Source organism: Azospirillum sp. SYSU D00513 (assembly GCF_017356015.1).
Taxonomy (GTDB): domain Bacteria; phylum Pseudomonadota; class Alphaproteobacteria; order Azospirillales; family Azospirillaceae; genus Azospirillum.
The window spans coordinates 41,218-59,263 of record NZ_JAFIQV010000022.1 but is presented as its reverse complement, the minus strand read 5'-3'; the positions used below and the strand labels follow the sequence as shown (position 1 = coordinate 59,263).

Annotated in this window: 15 protein-coding genes; 5 read left to right on the top strand and 10 right to left on the bottom strand. The window is 67.8% G+C overall.

The window, feature by feature from the left end; translation table 11 throughout:
* Nucleotides 1-161 precede the first annotated feature (161 nt).
* The 4 genes from JUB11_RS17170 to JUB11_RS17155 all read left to right on the top strand — a co-directional run bounded on the left by JUB11_RS17170 (nucleotide 162) and on the right by JUB11_RS17155 (nucleotide 6,256).
* Nucleotides 162-1,079, top strand: a complete 918-nt coding sequence (locus tag JUB11_RS17170) for a quinoprotein relay system zinc metallohydrolase 2 (RefSeq protein WP_207459795.1) — start codon at nucleotides 162-164, stop codon at nucleotides 1,077-1,079.
* A gap of 11 nt (nucleotides 1,080-1,090) precedes the next feature.
* Nucleotides 1,091-1,921 carry a quinoprotein dehydrogenase-associated SoxYZ-like carrier gene (locus JUB11_RS17165; RefSeq protein ID WP_207459794.1) on the top strand — a complete coding sequence of 277 codons (831 nt, stop codon included), beginning with the start codon at nucleotides 1,091-1,093 and terminating at the stop codon, nucleotides 1,919-1,921.
* 637 nt (nucleotides 1,922-2,558) lie between these two features.
* The gene (locus JUB11_RS17160; protein ID WP_207459793.1) at nucleotides 2,559-5,147 is read left to right on the top strand and encodes a methyl-accepting chemotaxis protein; all 2,589 of its coding nucleotides are present in this window, start codon (nucleotides 2,559-2,561) and stop codon (nucleotides 5,145-5,147) included.
* 116 nt (nucleotides 5,148-5,263) lie between these two features.
* A complete protein-coding gene (locus JUB11_RS17155; RefSeq protein WP_207459792.1) occupies nucleotides 5,264-6,256 on the top strand; it encodes a C4-dicarboxylate TRAP transporter substrate-binding protein in 993 nt (330 codons plus the stop codon).
* Between the two features lie 95 nt (nucleotides 6,257-6,351).
* Here the strand turns inward: JUB11_RS17155 and JUB11_RS17150 are convergent, their stop codons facing one another.
* From JUB11_RS17150 to JUB11_RS17105, 10 genes are all read right to left on the bottom strand, one after another.
* Nucleotides 6,352-6,714, bottom strand: a complete 363-nt coding sequence (locus JUB11_RS17150) for a hypothetical protein (protein WP_247887123.1) — start codon at nucleotides 6,712-6,714, stop codon at nucleotides 6,352-6,354.
* A 223-nt stretch (nucleotides 6,715-6,937) separates the two neighbouring features.
* The gene (locus JUB11_RS17145) at nucleotides 6,938-7,132 is read right to left on the bottom strand and encodes a hypothetical protein (protein ID WP_207459791.1); all 195 of its coding nucleotides are present in this window, start codon (nucleotides 7,130-7,132) and stop codon (nucleotides 6,938-6,940) included.
* A 455-nt stretch (nucleotides 7,133-7,587) separates the two neighbouring features.
* Complete coding sequence (fba, locus tag JUB11_RS17140) at nucleotides 7,588-8,652, bottom strand: class II fructose-bisphosphate aldolase (protein ID WP_207459790.1); 1,065 nt, start codon at nucleotides 8,650-8,652, stop codon at nucleotides 7,588-7,590.
* A gap of 44 nt (nucleotides 8,653-8,696) precedes the next feature.
* Nucleotides 8,697-10,721, bottom strand: a complete 2,025-nt coding sequence (tkt, locus tag JUB11_RS17135; protein ID WP_207459789.1) for a transketolase — start codon at nucleotides 10,719-10,721, stop codon at nucleotides 8,697-8,699.
* 245 nt (nucleotides 10,722-10,966) lie between these two features.
* Nucleotides 10,967-11,842 carry a phosphoribulokinase gene (locus JUB11_RS17130; protein ID WP_207459788.1) on the bottom strand — a complete coding sequence of 292 codons (876 nt, stop codon included), beginning with the start codon at nucleotides 11,840-11,842 and terminating at the stop codon, nucleotides 10,967-10,969.
* A gap of 3 nt (nucleotides 11,843-11,845) precedes the next feature.
* On the bottom strand, nucleotides 11,846-12,940 hold the full coding sequence (locus tag JUB11_RS17125; RefSeq protein WP_207459787.1) for a class 1 fructose-bisphosphatase: 1,095 nt from the start codon (nucleotides 12,938-12,940) through the stop codon (nucleotides 11,846-11,848).
* 40 nt (nucleotides 12,941-12,980) lie between these two features.
* The gene (cbbX, locus tag JUB11_RS17120; RefSeq protein WP_207459786.1) at nucleotides 12,981-13,922 is read right to left on the bottom strand and encodes a CbbX protein; all 942 of its coding nucleotides are present in this window, start codon (nucleotides 13,920-13,922) and stop codon (nucleotides 12,981-12,983) included.
* Nucleotides 13,923-14,016: 94 nt separating this feature from the next.
* Nucleotides 14,017-14,757 (bottom strand): ribulose-phosphate 3-epimerase, encoded by a 741-nt coding sequence (rpe, locus tag JUB11_RS17115; protein WP_207459785.1) that lies wholly within the window; start codon nucleotides 14,755-14,757, stop codon nucleotides 14,017-14,019.
* A 10-nt stretch (nucleotides 14,758-14,767) separates the two neighbouring features.
* Entirely contained in the window at nucleotides 14,768-15,187 is a 420-nt protein-coding gene (locus JUB11_RS17110; RefSeq protein ID WP_207459784.1) for a ribulose bisphosphate carboxylase small subunit, read from the bottom strand.
* Nucleotides 15,188-15,305: 118 nt separating this feature from the next.
* On the bottom strand, nucleotides 15,306-16,769 hold the full coding sequence (locus JUB11_RS17105) for a form I ribulose bisphosphate carboxylase large subunit (protein ID WP_207459783.1): 1,464 nt from the start codon (nucleotides 16,767-16,769) through the stop codon (nucleotides 15,306-15,308).
* Between the two features lie 138 nt (nucleotides 16,770-16,907).
* On the opposite strand from JUB11_RS17105, the gene JUB11_RS17100 reads away from it, so the two are divergent.
* Complete coding sequence (locus JUB11_RS17100; protein WP_207459782.1) at nucleotides 16,908-17,903, top strand: LysR family transcriptional regulator; 996 nt, start codon at nucleotides 16,908-16,910, stop codon at nucleotides 17,901-17,903.
* Nucleotides 17,904-18,046 lie beyond the last annotated feature (143 nt).

Genomic DNA, 18,046 nt, shown 5'->3' with positions numbered 1-18,046 from the left:
AAGGGGAACGGCTTCAGCGCCCCCAACCCCCACATTTCGCAGTGCAGTACGACCCCGGCGGCCTTTCGCGCTCCCCACCGTGCCTGTAGACTTGCCGGATTGTGCCGCACTCGCGGCGGAATGGCCCGGGAAGAGGCCGGCCGATGGGAAGAAGGAAACGCATGACCGGGCGCGTACTCGCGATCGGCGCGGCCATCCTGCTGGGGTTTGCGCGGCCGGCGCTGGCCGAGCCCCTGCCGATGGCCGAAGTCGCGCCGGGCCTGTTCGTCCATCAGGGCGAGCACGCCGAGGCGACGGAAGGGAACCAGGGCGACATCGCCAACGTCGGCTTCGTCGTGGGCGAGCGGGGCGTGGCGGTGATCGACACCGGCGGATCGGCGGAGGTCGGGCGGCGGCTGCGCGAGGCGGTCGAGGCGGTGACCGACAAGCCGGTCCTCTATGTCGTGAACACCCACATGCACCCCGACCACATCTTCGGCAACGCCGCCTTTCCCGGCGTTCCGGTGGCGGCGCATGCCGAACTGGAGCGGGCCGTGGCGGCGCGCTTCGACGGCTACCGCCAGCGGTTGGGCGAGGAGCTGGGCGCCGCCGTGGCCGAGGCCGTGGTGCCGGTCCGCGTCGAGCTGCCGGTGGAGACCACGCGCGAACTGGACCTCGGCGGCCGCAGGCTGATCCTGACGGCGCACCGCACGGCGCACACCAACAACGACCTGACCGTCCGCGACCTGCGGACCGACACGCTCTGGACCGGCGATCTTCTCTTCGTGGAGCGGGTTCCGGCCATCGACGGCAGCGCGCTCGGCTGGCTGCGCGTGCTGGAGGAGTTGATGGCGCAGCCCGCCAAGCGCGCGGTGCCCGGCCACGGCCCGCCCTCGGTGCCCTGGCCGGACGCGGCGCAGGCGCAGCGCCGCTACCTCACCGCCGTGGTCGAAGGGGTGCGGGCGGTGCAGAAGCGGATGGGCGGCATGCGCGAGGCGGTCGAGACGGTCGCCGCCGACGAAAAGGGCCGCTGGCTGTTGTTCGAGGACTATCACCCGCGCAACGTCACCGCGACCTTCGCGGAACTTGAATGGGAATAGGGGAGGACACCATGAACGCGTTCCCGAAAAGCCTTCGCGCCGCGCTGCTGACCGGGGTGCTGGCCGTCCTCACGGCCATGCCCGCCCTCGCGGCGGCACCTCCCTCCACCAAGAAGGAGGATGTGGAGCGCTGGGAGGTGCTGAGGAACGACTTCTACGCGGGCCGCGCCATCGAGGAGGCCGGCGACCTGATCGCGCTGGACGCGCCCACCCGCGCCCATGACGCCGCCATCGTGCCGATCCGCGTCGACGTCAAGCCGCAGGCCCGGTTGAAGTCGCTGTCGCTCTTCATCGACGGCAACCCGGTGCCGCACGCCGCCACCGTCCATTTCGGCCCGGCCAGCGCCGGCGGCTTCATCGAGACGCGCGTCCGGGTGGACAGCTACACCAACGTGCGCGCGGTGGGCGAGACGGAGGACGGCCAGCTCCTGATGACCGCCGCCTACGTGAAGGCGGCCGGCGGCTGCTCCGCCCCGGCGCTCAAGGACCCCAAGGAGGCGCTGAACCGCCTGGGCAAGATGCGGCTGCGCCAGGCGGAAGCGCCCGTGGGCGGCGGGCCGGTGACCACACAGCTCCTCATCGCCCACCCGAACAACAGCGGCTTCCAGTTCGACCAGATCAGCCGCACCTACATCCCCGCCCATTACCTGGATACGGTCACGGTGACGCTGGACGGCAAAACCGTGCTCGACATCGACACGGACATCTCGATCAGCGAGGACCCGAGCTTCAGCTTCGGCATCGATCCAGCGGCGGGCGGCACGCTGCAGGTCGTCGCCCGCGACTCGAAAAACCAGGAATTTACCGGATCCTGGCCGACGGGCGGCCGTCCCGCCCTGTAGGGGCGGGAAAATCGCGGCCAGCCTCCGAACCCGCCCCGGTCCGCGTGCCGGGTTCGGAACAGTCTTTGTCCAGCCGGCCGCCGTGACCGCAAGACCAGCATGGCGAACGGCATGCCGGCCGCGAGGCACGCGGCCAGTTCGCGGCGCGACAGACGCAGGTGCCCGCCGTACAGGCCGTGCAGACAAAAAATTTCAATACTGAAATATTCAGATCGTCCTCTTGGGCGGCCTGTCCCGGACGCGGAGCGCTCTGGAAACTCATCCTGGCTCCCGCGCGACCACCCTGACGCTCAGGTGTTCCGAGAGCAGACGCCGCCACGTTCTTCTGATTGAACAATCCTGATTACGTTCGCTTTAGGCTTTTTCTTTCTTCGTAGGTAATATTAATATATCACAAGTACAGAATGATATTGTTCGCGTCCAAATGTGGCCTTCGATGCATAAGATATGGCAGAACTTTGTCAACTTGTTAATCATAAACAAAAACGCGCCATTCAGGTTCGTTGATGGATCGTTAATACTTTAGGATCAGCTTTCAGCTCCAGAATTATGGCCGTCGGGAACGTATCGCGTTTTCCCGGAGCGCCGGTATCGCTGGGGGCATGGGATGAGTGGCAGCAAGGTGATCGGCGGTGGCATGCCGTCAACGGGTACGCGTGGCGCCTTCGGCATCGGCCGGAAGCTCCTTCTGTCGGTCGGCACGATTTCGGCCATCGCGGTGCTCGGCGCCGGCATCGGCTGGCTGTCCTTCAACACCGTCGATGACGCCCTCACCCAGGTGGTGAAGCAGAGCATTCCCAGCCTTTCGGCAGCGCACGGTCTGAACGCGGAGAGCGCGCGCTTCGTCGCCCTGGCCCCGGCGCTCGCCGCAGCCGACCGGCAGGACAGCCGCGAGGCGCTGAAGGCCGATCTGGAGCGCAAGCAGGCGCTGCTCAGCGCGCTGATCGGGGATGCCGAACGGTTCGGCGCCCCGGCGGAGGTCCTGGGAAGCCTCCGGACGGAGGCGCAGGCGATGTTCGGAAACCTTACGAGCCTGGACCGGGTGGCGCAGGCGCGCATCGGGGCGGATGAGCTTGGCGCCGGCCTGTCGGCCGGCATGAACGAGGCCCAGCAGAAGCTGCGCGCCATCATCGAGCCGCGTGTGGAAGAGAAGACCGCGGCGCTTGAGAAGTCCGCGAACCAGCTGGAGGGCGTCATCACCGACACGGCCGACCGGCTGGACACCCAGTCGAGCGCCGACCTCATCGCCGTGTACGAGACGCGCCTGGCCATCCGGTCCATGGTGGACGCCCTGCGGGACCTGGCGCACGTCACCGATCCCGCATCGCTGGACGGGATGATGGCCTCCTTCAGCTCGAGCATCCCCGCTGCCATGGCCGGCGCGAAGCGGTTCGAGAACGCCAAGCAATGGCCGGACTTCCCGGGCCATATGGATGCCCTGGTGAAGCTCGGGGTGAAGCCGACCGACGCGTTCGACTGGAAGCGGCAGCAGCTGTCGCCCGACACGCCGGCGCAGGAACGGGCGGCCCTCGCCGAACGGGTCGCGGAATCGGTTCATAAGGCCCATGAATTCGAGCAGAAGCTCATGGGCACCATCGACCGGATCCTCCGGATGTCGCGCGGCGCCTTCAAGCTCGCGACCGTGGACCTGAAGACGGAGGCCTCGGACCGGCTGACCGACGTCAAGCGCGACCTGACCTCCCTGCGCACGCTTCTGGAACTGGCGGCCTACGGGAACCTGCTGACCGGCCAGATGAACCAGGCCGGCACGGCGCCGACCCTCGCGGCGGTGGAAGGGCTCCAGGCCGCCTTCAACGCGGCGAAGGCCGAGTATGAGAAGCGGCTGGAGATCATCGCCGGCATCGAGGACGGCGGGATCGTGGCGGGCGGCCGGGCGCTGCTCGACTTCGGGGCGCGCGACCGCAACGTGTTCCAGGTCCGGCGCGCCGCCCTGGCGGCACAGGAGGAGGGCAAGGCCCTTCTCGCGGCGAACGCCCAGTCGGCAACCCGCCTCAGCGAGGCGGCGGCGACCCTCGTGCAGTCCGCCGGCACGCAGGCGTCCGTGGCTTCGGAGGCTGCGGGGCAGGCGGTCCGGCAGGGCCAAGCCTGGCTGACCGGCCTCGCGATCTTCAGCATCGTCGCCTCCGCGCTGATCATCTGGCTGGTCGTGCGCCGCCACATCGTGCTGCGCCTGACGGCACTCGCCGAGGCGATGCGCGTCATCGCGGGCGGCAGGCTCGACCACCCGATCAAGGCCTCGGGCCAGGACGAGATCGCGGACATGGCGCAGGCGCTCCTGGTCTTCCGCGACACCGCGCGCGAGGTCGAGGCGGCCAACATCCGTGCCGAGGCCGAGCGGACCCGCGCCGCCGAGGAGCGCCGGTCGATGATGCTGGGCCTCGCCGACGACCTGGAGCGCAGCATCCAGGCCGTGGTCGGCACCCTGTCCGGCCGCGCCGAGGACATGCACGGCATGGCGGAGGAGATGACCCAGGCGGCGGAGCGGAACCGCCGCGAAGCGTCCGACGCCGCCGTGACGGCGGACCAGACGCGCAGCAACGTCGAGACCATCTCGGCCGCGGCGCAGGAGCTGTCCGCCTCCATCGCCGAGATCGGGCGGCAGGTGACGGACTCCGCCCGCTTCACCGGCCAGGCCGCCGACGAGGCCACCAAGACCGACGCGACGGTTCGGACGCTCCAGAACGCGGCCGTGGAGATCGGCGCCGTGGTTCAGCTCATCCAGGACATCGCCAGCCAGACCAACCTTCTGGCGCTCAACGCCACCATCGAGGCGGCGCGGGCGGGCGAGGCGGGCAAGGGCTTCGCCGTCGTCGCCAGCGAGGTGAAGAGCCTCGCCAACCAGACGGCGGGCGCCACCGAGCAGATCGCGCAGCAGGTCGGGTCGATCCAGGCCGTGACGACGGAGGCCGCCGCCGCCATCCGCCGCATCGCCGAGACCATCGGCTCGATCAATGAGATCTCCTCCGGCATCGCGGCCGCGGTCGAGCAGCAGGAGGCGGGCACGCGGGAAATCGCCCGCAACGTCGAGCAGGCGGCGAGCGGCACCAACGCGCTGTTCAGCAGCATGGACACGGTGTCTGCGGCCACGGCCCGCACCGGCGAGGCGGCCTCCCAGGTGCTCAGCGCCTCCGCCGAGGTGAACATGCAGGCGGAAACGCTGCGCAAGGACATGGCGGCCGTGCTGAAGCAGATCCGCGCGTCGTAAGCCGGACCTCCGGCAAAGAATGAAGGGGCGGTGGCCCCGGGGACGGCCAGGCCGCCCCGGGAGCCCTGCCTTGGGTTAAGGGCACGATCCCGGTTTCATCAGGAGTGGAAAAGCAAATGTCGTCTTTGCGCAAATCGCTGGCCGCCATCTGCGCGGTCCTTGGCCTCACGGCCGTCGGCGGCGCAACCGTTCAGGCTCAGGAAAAGCAGACGCTGCGCCTCAACCATGTGCTGGCGCCGACCGAAGCCTTCCACGAGGGCTTTCTTCTCTGGGCCAAGCGCGTCGAGGAGCGCACCAAGGGCGGGCTGCGCATCCAGGTCTTCCCGAGCGCCAAGCTGGGCGTCGAGGAAGACATCATCGAGAACATGCGTCAGGGCGGCAATGTCGGCCAGAACACCGACGCGGCCCGGCTCGGCACCTTCGTTCCGAACCTCGCCGTCGTGAACGGCCCCTATTTCGTGGAAACACTGGAGGAGGTGGCGAAGCTCCGTGAATCGCCCACCATGATCAAGTGGCAGAAGGAACTGGCGGCCAACCATGGGCTGAAGGTGGTCTGCTTCGACTGGGTCCAGGGCTTCCGCCACTTCTTCACCAACAAGCCCGTCCGGACGCCGGCGGACCTGGCCGGCCTGCGCATCCGCACGCCCGGCGCGCCGATCTGGCAGAAGTCGATCCAGTCCTTGGGTGCGGCACCGGTGGCGATGGCCTTCGGCGAGATGTTCCCGGCCCTGCAGCAGCAGGCGATCGACGGGGTGGAGCTGGTTTACAACAACATTCCCGGCGGCCGCTTCCAGGAAGTCCTGAAATACGCGAACGAGACCAAGCACATCCTGCTGATCAACTTCCAGGTCGTCGGCGCGGAGTTCTTCGACGGCCTGCCCCAGGATCACCAGACGGCGCTGGTCGAGGAATGCGTCAAGGCGGGCCAGGAAACCTCGAAGAAGATCGAGGAGCTGTCGCGGAAGACCAAGGAGCAGCTGAAGGCCGGCGGCATGACCGTGGTCGAGGACATCGACCTCGCCGCCTTCCGCAAGGCGGGCGACGCCGCCTACGGCGCGCTCAACCTCACCGAGGCGCGCGACGCCGTGCACAAGGACATCGGGAAGTGATCCCGGCCTGATCCTTCGTCAGGCATGGATCGGGAAGAACCCGGGGCAGCCGCTGCTCCGGGTTTTCTCGTTCCAGCGGCTGTGTCAGCGGCGCGTCAGAAGCACTCGCGGTCGGCGGTCACCTGGGCTTGGCGGAACTTGTCCAGCATGTCCTTGGCCCAGTTGTTGATGCGCATCGCGGCGGCGCGCTCGCCCGGCACCTCGCCGAGCGTCTGGAGCGTCTCGATGGACACATAGTCCTTGTAGGTGATGGCGTCGGCGATCTTGTCGATGCTGCACGAGCATTTGCGCATGGACTCGTGGCTCTGGCCGTTGGTCATCATGCAGCCGATCACGTAATCGACCCGCGCCTCGGTCGGGTAGTCGTTGACCGGGGTGGCGGCCAAGGCCGGAGACGCGAACAGCATCGCGCTGCCGAACAGCAGGCCGGCCCGGCGGGGCGCAACGGAAAACTTCATAGGCACGATCCTCCCTCGAATCCGCTCTCTCGGCGGCCGTCAGCCATGCTCCACCTTTCACCGGGACGACGCAAGCGTGCGCTCATGCGGGCGCGGAATGGAAGCCCTGTTTGAAAGGACGGTTTTGAAAGGACGGTTTTGAACTATGGCTGCGGCTCGCCTCGAACGGGTGCCGCCCGCCGTGCCGGGCCGGGCGGCCGTTTCCCATCAGGCCTGCCCCCCGTCAGGCTTGCGGAGCCTCGCAGCGCCAGCGGCGCACGTTGTAGTTGGGATGCTGCTCGGCCCATTGCACCACGCGGAACATCGCGTGGTACATGCAGGCCATCGCGTTCGGGTAGCTTTCCTGGAACTGCGGGCGTTCGATCGCGCAGCGGTCCGGCTGGGCTTGCAGGCAGATAACGAGAACCAACTCGACCATGCATCATCTCCTGTTCGGCGGCCGGACGACGCGTCAGGTCGGTCCCCGCCCCTGATAAAGGCTTGCACAATCATACCGCTGGACGTTTCCACCAATTTGCCGAGGCCCATCCGTCAGGCTGGGGCTCGTGTCCTCGCGCGCGTTGAAGGCTGCGGCGGGTTTGAGAGCCGTTCCGGCTCTTGCAGGCGCTTGCACGGGAAGGTCGGCGTCCGTGCATCGTCACAGGCATCAACAGAGAGGCTGCCCGTTCCGCACAAAAAAGCGCCTGTTTTTTTGCGCTGGCCGGCAAAGTAGATCACTTCCCCAGCGGCCTTCCACAATTATTTTGCGGCGCAACATAACGCAAAAGTGGCGCCCGGGGGAATCCGGGCGCCGAGGCGGAAGGGAGCACACCGAACCAAGCAAAGGCGGGTATCAACCAAAGACAGATACCGGCCGGAAACCCCTACCGGGCCTCAGTGGACCGTCTGGTTCAGCGATCCCTTGGCGTAGGACAGCGCCATGGTGTCCAGCGGGATCGGCTTGATGCGGGAGGCCTGGCCGGCGCTGCCGAAGGCTTCGAACCGTTCGGCGCAGAGCCCGCGCGCGGCCTCCACGGCGGCGGCCAGGAACTTGCGGGGGTCGAACTCGTCGGGCTTGCGCCCCATCAGCCGGCGCATGGCGCCGGTCATCACCAGCCGGATGTCGGTGTCGATGTTCACCTTGCGCACGCCGTGGCGGATGCCCTCGACGATCTCCTCCACCGGCACGCCGTAGGTCTCCTTGATGGAGCCGCCATGCTCGCGGATGATGTCCAGCCACTCCTGCGGCACCGACGAGGAGCCGTGCATCACCAGATGCGTGTTGGGGATGCGGGCGTGGATCTCCTTGATGCGGTCGATGGCGAGGATGTCGCCCGTCGGCCGGCGGGTGAACTTGTAGGCGCCGTGGCTGGTGCCGATGGCGATGGCCAGCGCGTCCACGTTGGTGTCGCGCACGAACTGCGCCGCCTCCGCCGGGCTGGTCAGCAGCCGGTCGTGCGTCAGCACGCCCTCCGCACCCGACCCGTCCTCTTCCCCGGCCATGCCGGTCTCCAGCGAGCCTAGGCAGCCCAGCTCGCCCTCGACCGAGACGCCGACCGCGTGCGCCATCTCCACCACCCGGCGGGTGACGTCCACGTTGTACTCGTAGGAAGAGGGGGTCTTCATGTCCTCCATCAGCGAGCCGTCCATCATCACGCTGGAAAAACCCGAGCGGATGGAGCGCTGGCAGACGGCCGGGCTGGCGCCATGGTCCTGGTGCATGACCACGGGGATGTGCGGCCAGCTCTCCAGCGCCGCCTCGATCAGGTGGCGCAGGAACGGCTCGCCGGCGTATTTGCGGGCACCGGCCGAGCCCTGCAGGATCACCGGGCTGTCGCAGGCGTCGGCCGCCTGCATGATCGCCTGGACCTGCTCCATGTTGTTCACGTTGAAGGCCGGGATCCCGTAGCCGTTCTCGGCCGCGTGATCCAGAAGCTGACGCATCGAAACGAGGGCCATCGATCTCTCCCAGGGGTTTGTCGTTGTGCGTTTGTGGAGCGGGCTTAGCCCTTCAGCACGGCTTCCGCGGTGGCCGCGACCCGGTCGGCGGTGAAGCCGAAATGCTTGAAGAGGGCGGGGGCGGGGGCGGATTCGCCGAAGCGGTCGATGCCGATGACCGCCCCCTCCAGCCCGACATACTTCCACCAGCCCGAGGTCGATCCGGCCTCGACCGCGACCCGGCGCACCCCGGCCGGCAGGACGGACGCACGGTAATCGGCCGGCTGCCGGTCGAAGACGGTGGTGGAGGGCATGGAGACCACCCGAACAGCCACGCCGCGCTGGCCCAGCAGATCGCGCGCCTCCATCGCCAGGGCCACCTCCGACCCCGTGGCGATCAGGATCAGGCCGGGCGTTCCGCCCTCGGCCTCCGCCAGGACGTAGCCGCCCCGGGCGACCAGGCCGGCGCGCTCCTCCCCGCCGGGCTGGGCCGGCAGGTTCTGGCGCGACAGCAGCAGGCAGCTCGGGCCGTTGCGCCGCTCCACCGCCGCGCGCCAGGCCGCCGCCGTCTCCAGCAGGTCGCAGGGGCGCCAGACGTCCAGGTCCGGGATCAGGCGGAGCGAGGCGGCGTGCTCGACCGGCTGGTGCGTCGGCCCGTCCTCGCCCAGCCCGATGCTGTCGTGGGTGAAGACGAAGATGGAGCGCTGGCGCATCAACGCCGCGAGCCGCAGCCCGTTGCGGGCGTAGTCGGAGAAGGTCAGGAAGGTGCCGCCGAAGGGGATGTAGCCGCCGTGCAGCGCCACCCCGTTCATCACGGCGGTCATGCCGAACTCGCGCACGCCGTAATGGATGTAGTTGCCGCCGCTCTCCCGGGTGACCGAGCGGCAGCCCGGCCAGTTCGTCAGGTTCGATCCGGTGAGGTCGGCCGAGCCGCCCAGGAACTCCGGCAGCAGCGGTGCCAGCCCGGTGATGGCCTTCTGCGACGCCTTGCGCGTGGCAACCGTCTCCGGCGCCCTGGCGACCGACGCGATCCAGGCGTCGGCCCGAGTGGCGAAGTCGGCCGGCAGGTCGCCGGCCATGCGCCGGCGGAACTCCGCCGCCTCGACCGGGTATTCGGCGGCGTAGGCCGCGAAGCGGTCCTCCCACTCCCGCTGCTGCTGGGCGCCGCGCTCGCGGGCGTCCCAGACCGAGGCCAGCGCGTCCGGCGTCTCGAAGGGGGCGTGCGGGTGGCACAGCGCCGTGCGGCAGGCCGCCGTCTCGTCGGCGCCGAGCGGGGCGCCATGCACGTCGTGGGTGCCCGCCATCTTCGGGGCGCCCCAGCCGATCACCGTGCGGCAGCAGATCAGGGTCGGCTTGCCGCAGGGCTCCAGCGCCTCGCGGACGGCGGCGTCCAGCGCGGCGGCGTCATGGCCGTCCACGTTGCGGATCACCCGCCAGCCGTAGGATTCGAAACGGCCCGGCGTGTCGTCGGTGAACCAGCCCTCGACATGGCCGTCGATGGAGATGCCGTTGTCGTCGTAGAAGACCACCAGCTTTTCCAGCCCCAGCGTGCCGGCCAGAGAGCAGGCCTCGTGCGAGATGCCCTCCATCAGGCAGCCGTCGCCCAGGAACACGTAGGTCCTGTGATCGACGATCCGGTGGCCCGGCCGGTTGAACTCCTCCGCCAGCAGCCGTTCGGCCAGCGCCATGCCGACCGCGTTGGCGATGCCCTGGCCGAGCGGCCCGGTCGTCGTCTCCACGCCCGGCGTGATGCCGACCTCCGGATGGCCGGGGGTGCGCGAGCCGAACTGGCGGAAGCGCTTCAGCTCGTCCGCTGGCAGGTCGTAGCCGGTCAGGTGCAGCAGCCCGTAGAGCAGCATCGAGCCGTGGCCGTTCGACAGCACGAAGCGGTCGCGGTCCGGCCAGGCCGGGTCGGCCGGGTTGTGCTTCAGATGGCCGTTCCACAGGACCTCGGCGATGTCCGCCATGCCCATGGGCATGCCGGGATGGCCGGACTTCGCCTGCTCCACCGCGTCGATGGCGAGGAAGCGCAGGGCGTTGGCAAGCGACCGGTGGTCGCGCGTGGTCTGCCTTTGCAGCATGACGGTCATGGTGGACTCCTCCAGACGCTTTTGTTTTTTGCGTGGCCGAATTCAGGCCGCACGTCCCCGTCATCCCCGCGTCGCGGGAAAGCGGCATGCAATGTCGGACGTTCTTTCCCTCTCCCCCTGGGGAGAGGGTGGCCCGCCAGGGCCGGGTGAGGGGGGTGAGGGGGGACGGAAAAGTCCGGCAAACGCGGGACCCCCTCACCCTGACCCTCTCCCCAGAGGGGAGAGGGGACTAGGGAGCCGCCCCCCTACAGCGCCTTCTTCTTCCGGTCCCAGAGCTGCAGGATCATCGGCGTGAAGATCAGCTGCATGGCGAGGCCCATCTTGCCGCCGGGGCAGACGATGGTGTTGGGGCGGCTCATGAAGCTGTCGTGCAGCATCGACAGCAGGTAGGGGAAGTCGATCCCCCGGGGGTTGGCGAAGCGGATGACCAGCATGCTTTCGTCGGGCGACGGGATGTCGCGGGCGATGAAGGGGTTCGACGTGTCCACCGTGGGCACGCGCTGGAAATTCACGTCGGTCAGCGAGAATTGCGGGCAGATGTAGGTCACGTAATCGGGCATGCGCCGCAAGATGTTGTCGACGATGGCTTCCTGCGAATGGCCGCGGGCGTTCTTGTCGCGGTGCAGCTTCTGGATCCATTCCAGATTGATGATCGGAACGACGCCGATCTTCAGGTCGGCGTGCCGCGCGATGTTCACGCTCTCGGTCTTCACCGCTCCGTGCAGCCCCTCGTAGAAGAGCATGTCGGTGTCCGGCTCGATGTCCTCCCAGGGCGTGAAGGTGCCGGGATCCTGCTTGTAGGGGGCGGCCTCGACACTGTCGTGCAGGTACTTGCGCACCCGCGCCGTGCCGCTCTCGCCGTAGCTCATGAAGGCCCGCTCCAGCTCCTCGAACAGGTTGGCGTCCGGTCCGAAATGGCTGAAGTTGCGCACGCCCGACGCCTCGGCCTCGGCCAGCCGCTGGCGCATCTCCAGCCGGTCGAAGCGGTGGAAGGCGTCGCCCTCGATGATCGCGGCCTTGATGCCCTCGCGGCGGAAGATCTTCTGGAAGGTGTTGGTGACGGTCGTGGTGCCGGCGCCCGAGGAGCCGGTCACGGCGATGATGGGATGCTTCACCGACATGGATCAGGTCTCCAGGGCAGGTCCGGTCGTCCGGAACAGCGAGCGCGTGTTGAAGAGCGGCGACTGGAACGTGATCTCCTCGCCCGAATCGTGGGTCTGGTGGTACTTCACCAGAAGCTCGACCTCGGCCTTGGAGCCCAGGATCAGCGGCACCCGCTGGTGCAGCCGGTCGGGCACGACCTCCAGGATGCGCTTGCGCCCCGTGGAGGCGGCACCCCCAGCTTGTTCGATGATCATCGCCATCGGGTTCGCCTCGTACAGCAGGCGCAGGCGGCCGGGCTGCTTGGGGTTCTTGCTGTCGGTCGGGTACATGAAGACGCCGCCGCGGATCAGGATGCGGTAGACCTCCGCCACCAGCGAGGCGACCCAGCGCATGTTGAAGTCGGCACCGCGTGGCCCCGTCTTGCCCTGGATGCACTCCTCCACGTAGCGCCGGACCGGCAGCTCCCAGAAGCGCTCGTTCGACGCGTTGATCGCGAACTCGCAGGTGGTCTCCGGCACCTTCATGTCCGGGTGGGTGAGGGTGAAGGCGCCGATCTCCGGGTCCATCGTGAAGCCGTGCACCCCGTCGCCCAAGGTCAGCACGATCATCGTGCTCGGCCCGTAAAGCGCGAAGCCGGCGGCGACCTGGCGGGTGCCGGGCTGGAGGAAATCCTCCGCCGTCGGGTCGGTCACCCCGTCCGGCGCGCGCAGCACGGAGAAGATCGTGCCGACCGTCAGGTTCACGTCGATGTTGGAGGAGCCGTCCAGTGGGTCGAAGACCAGCAGATAGGGGCCGCGCGGATACTTGTCGGGGATGGAGTAGGGCTCCTCCATCTCTTCCGAGGCCATGCCGCAGAGTTCACCGCCCCATTCGCAGCAGCGCAGCACGATGTCGTTGGCGAGCACGTCCAGCGGCTTCTGCTCCTCGCCCTGCACGTTCACGCCCGTGTCGAACTCCGGCGGCGGGCGGAGGTTGCCGCGGGCCACCGCCGAGGAGATGAATTTGCACGCGGTCTGCACGTCGTTCAGAAGGGCCGTCAAGTCCGTGTCCGGCCCACCGCGCCGGCGCTGATCCTCTATGATGAACTTGCTGAGGGTGGTACGGCGATGCGGCATGTTGTCCTCCCACGGCAGCGTCTGCCTTTGTTTATTGCCGTCACTGAGTAAAGACCCGGCTCGCCCGAATGTCCTCAGCGCGGAGCGTCTGTAGTGTTATAGCATCGACCGCGTCTCCGCGCGCGGCGAACAAACGGCTAGCTTGTCGCAGGCGCACGCGGTCCAGCGCGTTCCGGATGGAGCGGGCGTTGGAGAAACGGGGCTGCCGCATGCGGTGCTCGATGTACTCGCGCATCGCCGACCGGGCGTCCTCGTCCAGCCGGTACTGCATGGTCTCCACCATCTTCTCAGCGATGTGGAGCAGCTCGTCCGGGGAATAGTCCGGGAATTCGATGTGGTGGGCGATGCGGGAGCTGAGGCCGGGGTTGCTCTTGTAGAGCGTGTCCATGCGGTCGCGGTAGCCGGCGAGGATGACCACGAGGTCGTCGCGGTTCTCCTCCATCACCTGCATCAGGATCTCCAGCGCCTCCTGGCCGTAGTCGCGCTCGTTCTCGGGCCGGTACAGGTAATAGGCCTCGTCGATGAACAGCACGCCGCCCATCGCCTTCTTCAGCACGTCCTTGGTCTTGGGCGCGGTGTGGCCGATGTACTGGCCGACCAGGTCGTCGCGCGTGACGCTGACGACGTGGTTGCGCCGGATGTAGCCGAGCCCGTGCAGGATGCCGGCGATGCGGCGCGCCACGGTGGTCTTGCCGGTGCCGGGGTTGCCGGTGAAGCTCATGTGCAGCGACGGCGGGTCGGCCTGGAGGCCGAGCGTGCGGCGCGCCCGCTCCACCACCAGCAGGGCGGCGATGTCGCGGATGCGGGTCTTCACGGGCACCAGCCCGATCAGCTCCCGGTCCATGCCGGACAGGATGGCCTCGATCCCGGCGCCGGTGTAGAGCGCGTCGAGGTCCACCGTCCCCGGCACGTCCCTGATGGTCGTGGCGGTGGTGGTGAGTTCGGTGGTGGTCTTCGTGTCTGCGGGGGCGAGTGCGGTCATGTCGGTCACCAAGCTTTTAGGGAAGGGTGGCGGGTCCGGAGGGGAGGACGGACCCGCCACCCCGCGTTGGGGGAGGGGTGGGGAAGGGCGGCCGTCAGGCCGCCGCTCCCACGGCCGCGGCGGCCTCCAGCTCGCGCCGGAACTCGCCGATCACGCCCCGGAAGCCGCCGTCGGGGTCCCTGGCCCCGAAGATGGCGGAGCCGGCCACGAACATGTCGGCCCCGGCCTCGGCGACGGCGCGGACGTTGTTCACCTTCACGCCGCCGTCCACCTCCAGCAGGATCTCGCCCCCGCCCGCCGCCCGGTGCCCGTCGATGCGGCGGCGGACCTGCGCGATCTTGCGCAGGGATTCCGGGATGAAGGCCTGCCCGCCGAAGCCCGGATTGACCGACATCACGAGGATGAGGTCCAGCCGGTCCATGACATAGTCGAGATGGTGGAGCCCCGTGGCGGGGTTGAGGACGATCCCCGCCTTGCAGCCCAGGTCGCGGATCAGCGACAGGGTGCGGTCCACATGCTCCGACGCCTCGGGGTGGAAGGAGATGATGTCCGCGCCAGCCTTGGCGAACATGGTTACGAGCGCGTCGACCGGCTTGACCATCAGGTGCACGTCGATCGGGGCCGTGGTCCGGGGGCGGATCGCCTCGCAGACCAGGGGACCGATCGTGAGGTTCGGCACGTAATGGCCGTCCATCACGTCGAAATGGACCACGTCGGCGCCGGCGCCGATCACGTTCTCGATCTCATCCCCCAGCCGCGCGAAGTCGGCGGACAGGATGCTCGGCGCAATGAGGTGGGCCGGGCGGCGGGTGGGGCCGGTTGCGGTCGTAACCATGCTCATGCCCTCACCGGTAACGGGTTTCCGCTGGCTGGGCGGTCGCGTAGCTGCGGATGGTGTAGTTGAGCTGGCGCCCCGCGGCCTCGGCGCGCACCAGCTCGAAGCCGGGCTCCTCGGCGGGGCGGTTGACGAGGAAGCTCATCCGGATGCTCTCGAACCCCTTGTTGGAGTCGAAGGCGAGGATCTTGATGTAGCTGTTCGGGTTGGCCTGGCGGCAATCCCCCAGCTCCATCATCACGCCGGCGGCGTCGGCCAGGTCGAACATCGGCTGGCCCCACATGTCCCAATAGGCGTTGCGGGGGTGCGGGTCGGTGGTGTGCTCGATGGCCACGATCCAGCCTTGGTCCAGCGCGTACTGGACCTGCATGGTGATCTCCTCGTCCGTCAGGTCGGGGAGGAACGAGAACTGTCCTTGCGTGATGCGCATGGTCGGCGATCCTTCACTTTGCGTTCGGCGGATTTGGTTCGGCTGGTCCTCCGGCGGCCCCGGGAGGAGGAGGGGCGCCGGAGGGCAGCTTCCGGTGGACGGGCCTGCAGGGGCCGCGTCAGGCCATGGTCGGCGTCGGTGCGTAGTCCACGGAGTCGGTGGAGGCGTAGTCGAAGGTGACGTCCTTCCAGGTGTCGAGTGCGGCGCGCAGCGGCGTGCACCATTTGGCGGCGGCCGCCAGGATCTCCGGACCCTCGTTCCAGATGTCGCGCCCCTCGTTGCGGGCCTTGATCATGCATTCCAGCGCGACGCGGTTGGCGGTCGCACCCGCCTGGATGCCCATGGGGTGGCCGATGGTGCCGCCGCCGAACTGGAGCACCACGTCGTCGCCGAGATATGTGAGCAGCTGGTGCATCTGGCCGGCGTGGATGCCGCCCGAGGCGACCGGCATCAGCTTCTTAAGGCTGGCCCATTCCTGGTCGAAGAACAGGCCGTGGGCGAGGTTCGCGCGGGTGACCGGCTCGCGGCAGGTGTCGTAGATGCCGCGGATGACGGCGGGGTCGCCTTCCAGCTTGCCGACGACGGTGCCCGCGTGGATGTGGTCGACGCCGGCCATGCGCATCCACTTGGCGATGACGCGGAAGGAGACGCCGTGCGACTTCTGCCGGGTGTAGGTGGAATGGCCGGCGCGGTGCAGGTGCAGGATCATGTCGTTCCGGCGCGCCCACTTGGCCATGGACTGGATGGCCGTGTAGCCGATCACGAGGTCGATCATGATGATCGTGCTGCCCAGCGCCTTGGCGAACTCGGCGCGCTCGTACATCTCCTCCATCGTGCCGGCGGTGACGTTCAGATAGGTGCCCTTGATCTCGCCTGTCTCGGCCGAGGCCTTGTTGACGCCTTCCATGCAGTAGAGGAAGCGGTCGCGCCAGTGCATGAAGGGCTGCGAGTTGATGTTCTCGTCGTCCTTGGTGAAGTCGAGGCCGCCGCGCAACGCCTCGTAGACGACGCGGCCGTAGTTGCGGCCCGACAGGCCCAGCTTCGGCTTCATCGTGGCGCCTAGCAGCGGGCGGCCGTAGTTGTTCAGGCGCTCGCGCTCCACGATGATGCCGGTGGCCGGACCCTGGAAGGTCTTCATGTAGGCGACCGGGATGCGCATGTCCTCCAGCCGCAGGGCCTTCAGCGGCTTGAAGCCGAAGACGTTGCCGATGATGGACGCCGTCAGGTTGGCGATCGAGCCCTCCTCGAACAGGTCGAGGTCGTAGGCGATGTAGGCGAAATACTGGCCGGGCTGGCCGGGCACCGGATCGACGCGGTAGGCCTTGGCGCGGTAGTATTCGCAATCGGTGAGCCGGTCGGTCCAGACCACCGTCCAGGTCGCCGTGGAGGATTCGCCGGCAACGGCCGCCGCCGCCTCTTCCGGATCGACGCCGTCCTGCGGCGTGATGCGGAACACCGCGAGCACGTCGGTCTCCTTGATCTCGTAATCAGGGACCCAGTACCCCATCTGGCGGTACTTGAGAACGCCCGGCTTGTAGCGGGCTTTCATGTCGGTGATCTTGGCGTCTTCCAAGGTATTCATGGGGCGACCTCGGTGATTGCTTATGGGGGATTTGGTAGGGAGGGGTTTGAAGTCCGTTTGTTGTGAAATCAAACTATCAGCTGGACATGCTAAGGAATATTCAATAGTATCAACCATTATAACAAGGAAAGGCTTGTCATGACGATCCGCCACGCGACGGTCCGCCAGCTCCAGATCTTCGTGGAGGCGGCGCGATCGCTCTCCTTCACGCGCGTGGCCGAGAAGCTCAACCTCACCCCCGCCGCCGTCTCCTTCCAGATCCGCCAGATCGAGGGGTTGAGCGGGTTCCCGCTGTTCGAGCGGGTGGGGCGCCGGGTGGTGCTGACCGACGCCGGCAAGGCGCTGGTCGATTACGCCGCCATCGTGCTGAAGGCGCTGCACGACGCCGACCAGCGCATGATGGCGCTCAAGGGACTGAGCGGCGGGCAGGTCACCATCGGGCTGGTCAGCACAGCGAAATACATCGTGCCGCACATGCTCGGCCGCTTTCAGACCATGTATCCCGGCGTCTCCATCCACCTCCAGGACGGCAACCGGCGGGAGATCCAGGAAGCCCTGATGAAGGGCGAGATCGACATCGCCGTGACCGGCCGCCCGCCCGACGAAACGGAGGTGGAGGCCCACCCCTTCGCCCCGCACCCCTCCGTCATCATCGCGCCCCCGAACCACCCGCTGGCCCACGGCAGCGCCGCCCAGCTCTGGGCGCGCAACATTCCGCTGAACGCGCTCGCCAACGACCGCTTCATCCTGCGCGAGATGGGGTCGGGCACCCGCGCCCTGATGGACCGCTATTTCCAGGATCACGGCTTCGCGCCGGAGATCACCATGATCTCCAGCAGCAACGAGACCATCAAGCAGGCGGTCATCGCCGGCATGGGCGTCTCCCTCATCTCCCGCCACACCATCGGGCTGGAGCTGAAGCTGGGCATGCTGGCGGTCCTGCCAGTGGAGGGCCTGCCGCTGATGCGCAGCTGGTACGTCACCCACCGCCGCAACATGCCCCTGCTGCCGGTCCACCAGCAGCTCTGCAACTACCTCATCGAGAACGGCCGCAACATCATCGACGAGATCAACGGCGTGGAGCCCGGCAGCGACGACGCCCTGGCCCGCTCGGACGTGCACGCGCCGAGTTGAGGCCTGCGCAAAGATGCAGCCTAATCCCCTCTCCCGCCCCGGGAGAGGGATAGGGTGAGGGTGGAAACTTCAGGCAAATGGCCGTAAAGGCCATTTGCGGCGTCCCACGGGACGCCGGCCCTCACCCTCCCAGCCCTTGCGGG

What these genes read in the sequence shown, in the direction of transcription:
- JUB11_RS17160 (WP_207459793.1), top strand. Translation starts at nt 2,559, where the DNA reads ATGCCGTCAACGGGTACGCGTGGCGCCTTCGGCATCGGCCGGAAGCTC.
- JUB11_RS17165 (WP_207459794.1), top strand. Translation starts at nt 1,091, where the DNA reads ATGAACGCGTTCCCGAAAAGCCTTCGCGCCGCGCTGCTGACCGGGGTG.
- tkt (WP_207459789.1), bottom strand. Translation starts at nt 10,721, where the DNA reads ATGACCGTCATGCTGCAAAGGCAGACCACGCGCGACCACCGGTCGCTT.
- JUB11_RS17110 (WP_207459784.1), bottom strand. Translation starts at nt 15,187, where the DNA reads ATGCGCATCACGCAAGGACAGTTCTCGTTCCTCCCCGACCTGACGGAC.
- JUB11_RS17155 (WP_207459792.1), top strand. Translation starts at nt 5,264, where the DNA reads ATGTCGTCTTTGCGCAAATCGCTGGCCGCCATCTGCGCGGTCCTTGGC.
- cbbX (WP_207459786.1), bottom strand. Translation starts at nt 13,922, where the DNA reads ATGACCGCACTCGCCCCCGCAGACACGAAGACCACCACCGAACTCACC.
- rpe (WP_207459785.1), bottom strand. Translation starts at nt 14,757, where the DNA reads ATGGTTACGACCGCAACCGGCCCCACCCGCCGCCCGGCCCACCTCATT.
- JUB11_RS17100 (WP_207459782.1), top strand. Translation starts at nt 16,908, where the DNA reads ATGACGATCCGCCACGCGACGGTCCGCCAGCTCCAGATCTTCGTGGAG.
- JUB11_RS17170 (WP_207459795.1), top strand. Translation starts at nt 162, where the DNA reads ATGACCGGGCGCGTACTCGCGATCGGCGCGGCCATCCTGCTGGGGTTT.
- JUB11_RS17105 (WP_207459783.1), bottom strand. Translation starts at nt 16,769, where the DNA reads ATGAATACCTTGGAAGACGCCAAGATCACCGACATGAAAGCCCGCTAC.
- fba (WP_207459790.1), bottom strand. Translation starts at nt 8,652, where the DNA reads ATGGCCCTCGTTTCGATGCGTCAGCTTCTGGATCACGCGGCCGAGAAC.
- JUB11_RS17145 (WP_207459791.1), bottom strand. Translation starts at nt 7,132, where the DNA reads ATGGTCGAGTTGGTTCTCGTTATCTGCCTGCAAGCCCAGCCGGACCGC.
- JUB11_RS17150 (WP_247887123.1), bottom strand. Translation starts at nt 6,714, where the DNA reads ATGAAGTTTTCCGTTGCGCCCCGCCGGGCCGGCCTGCTGTTCGGCAGC.
- JUB11_RS17125 (WP_207459787.1), bottom strand. Translation starts at nt 12,940, where the DNA reads ATGCCGCATCGCCGTACCACCCTCAGCAAGTTCATCATAGAGGATCAG.
- JUB11_RS17130 (WP_207459788.1), bottom strand. Translation starts at nt 11,842, where the DNA reads ATGTCGGTGAAGCATCCCATCATCGCCGTGACCGGCTCCTCGGGCGCC.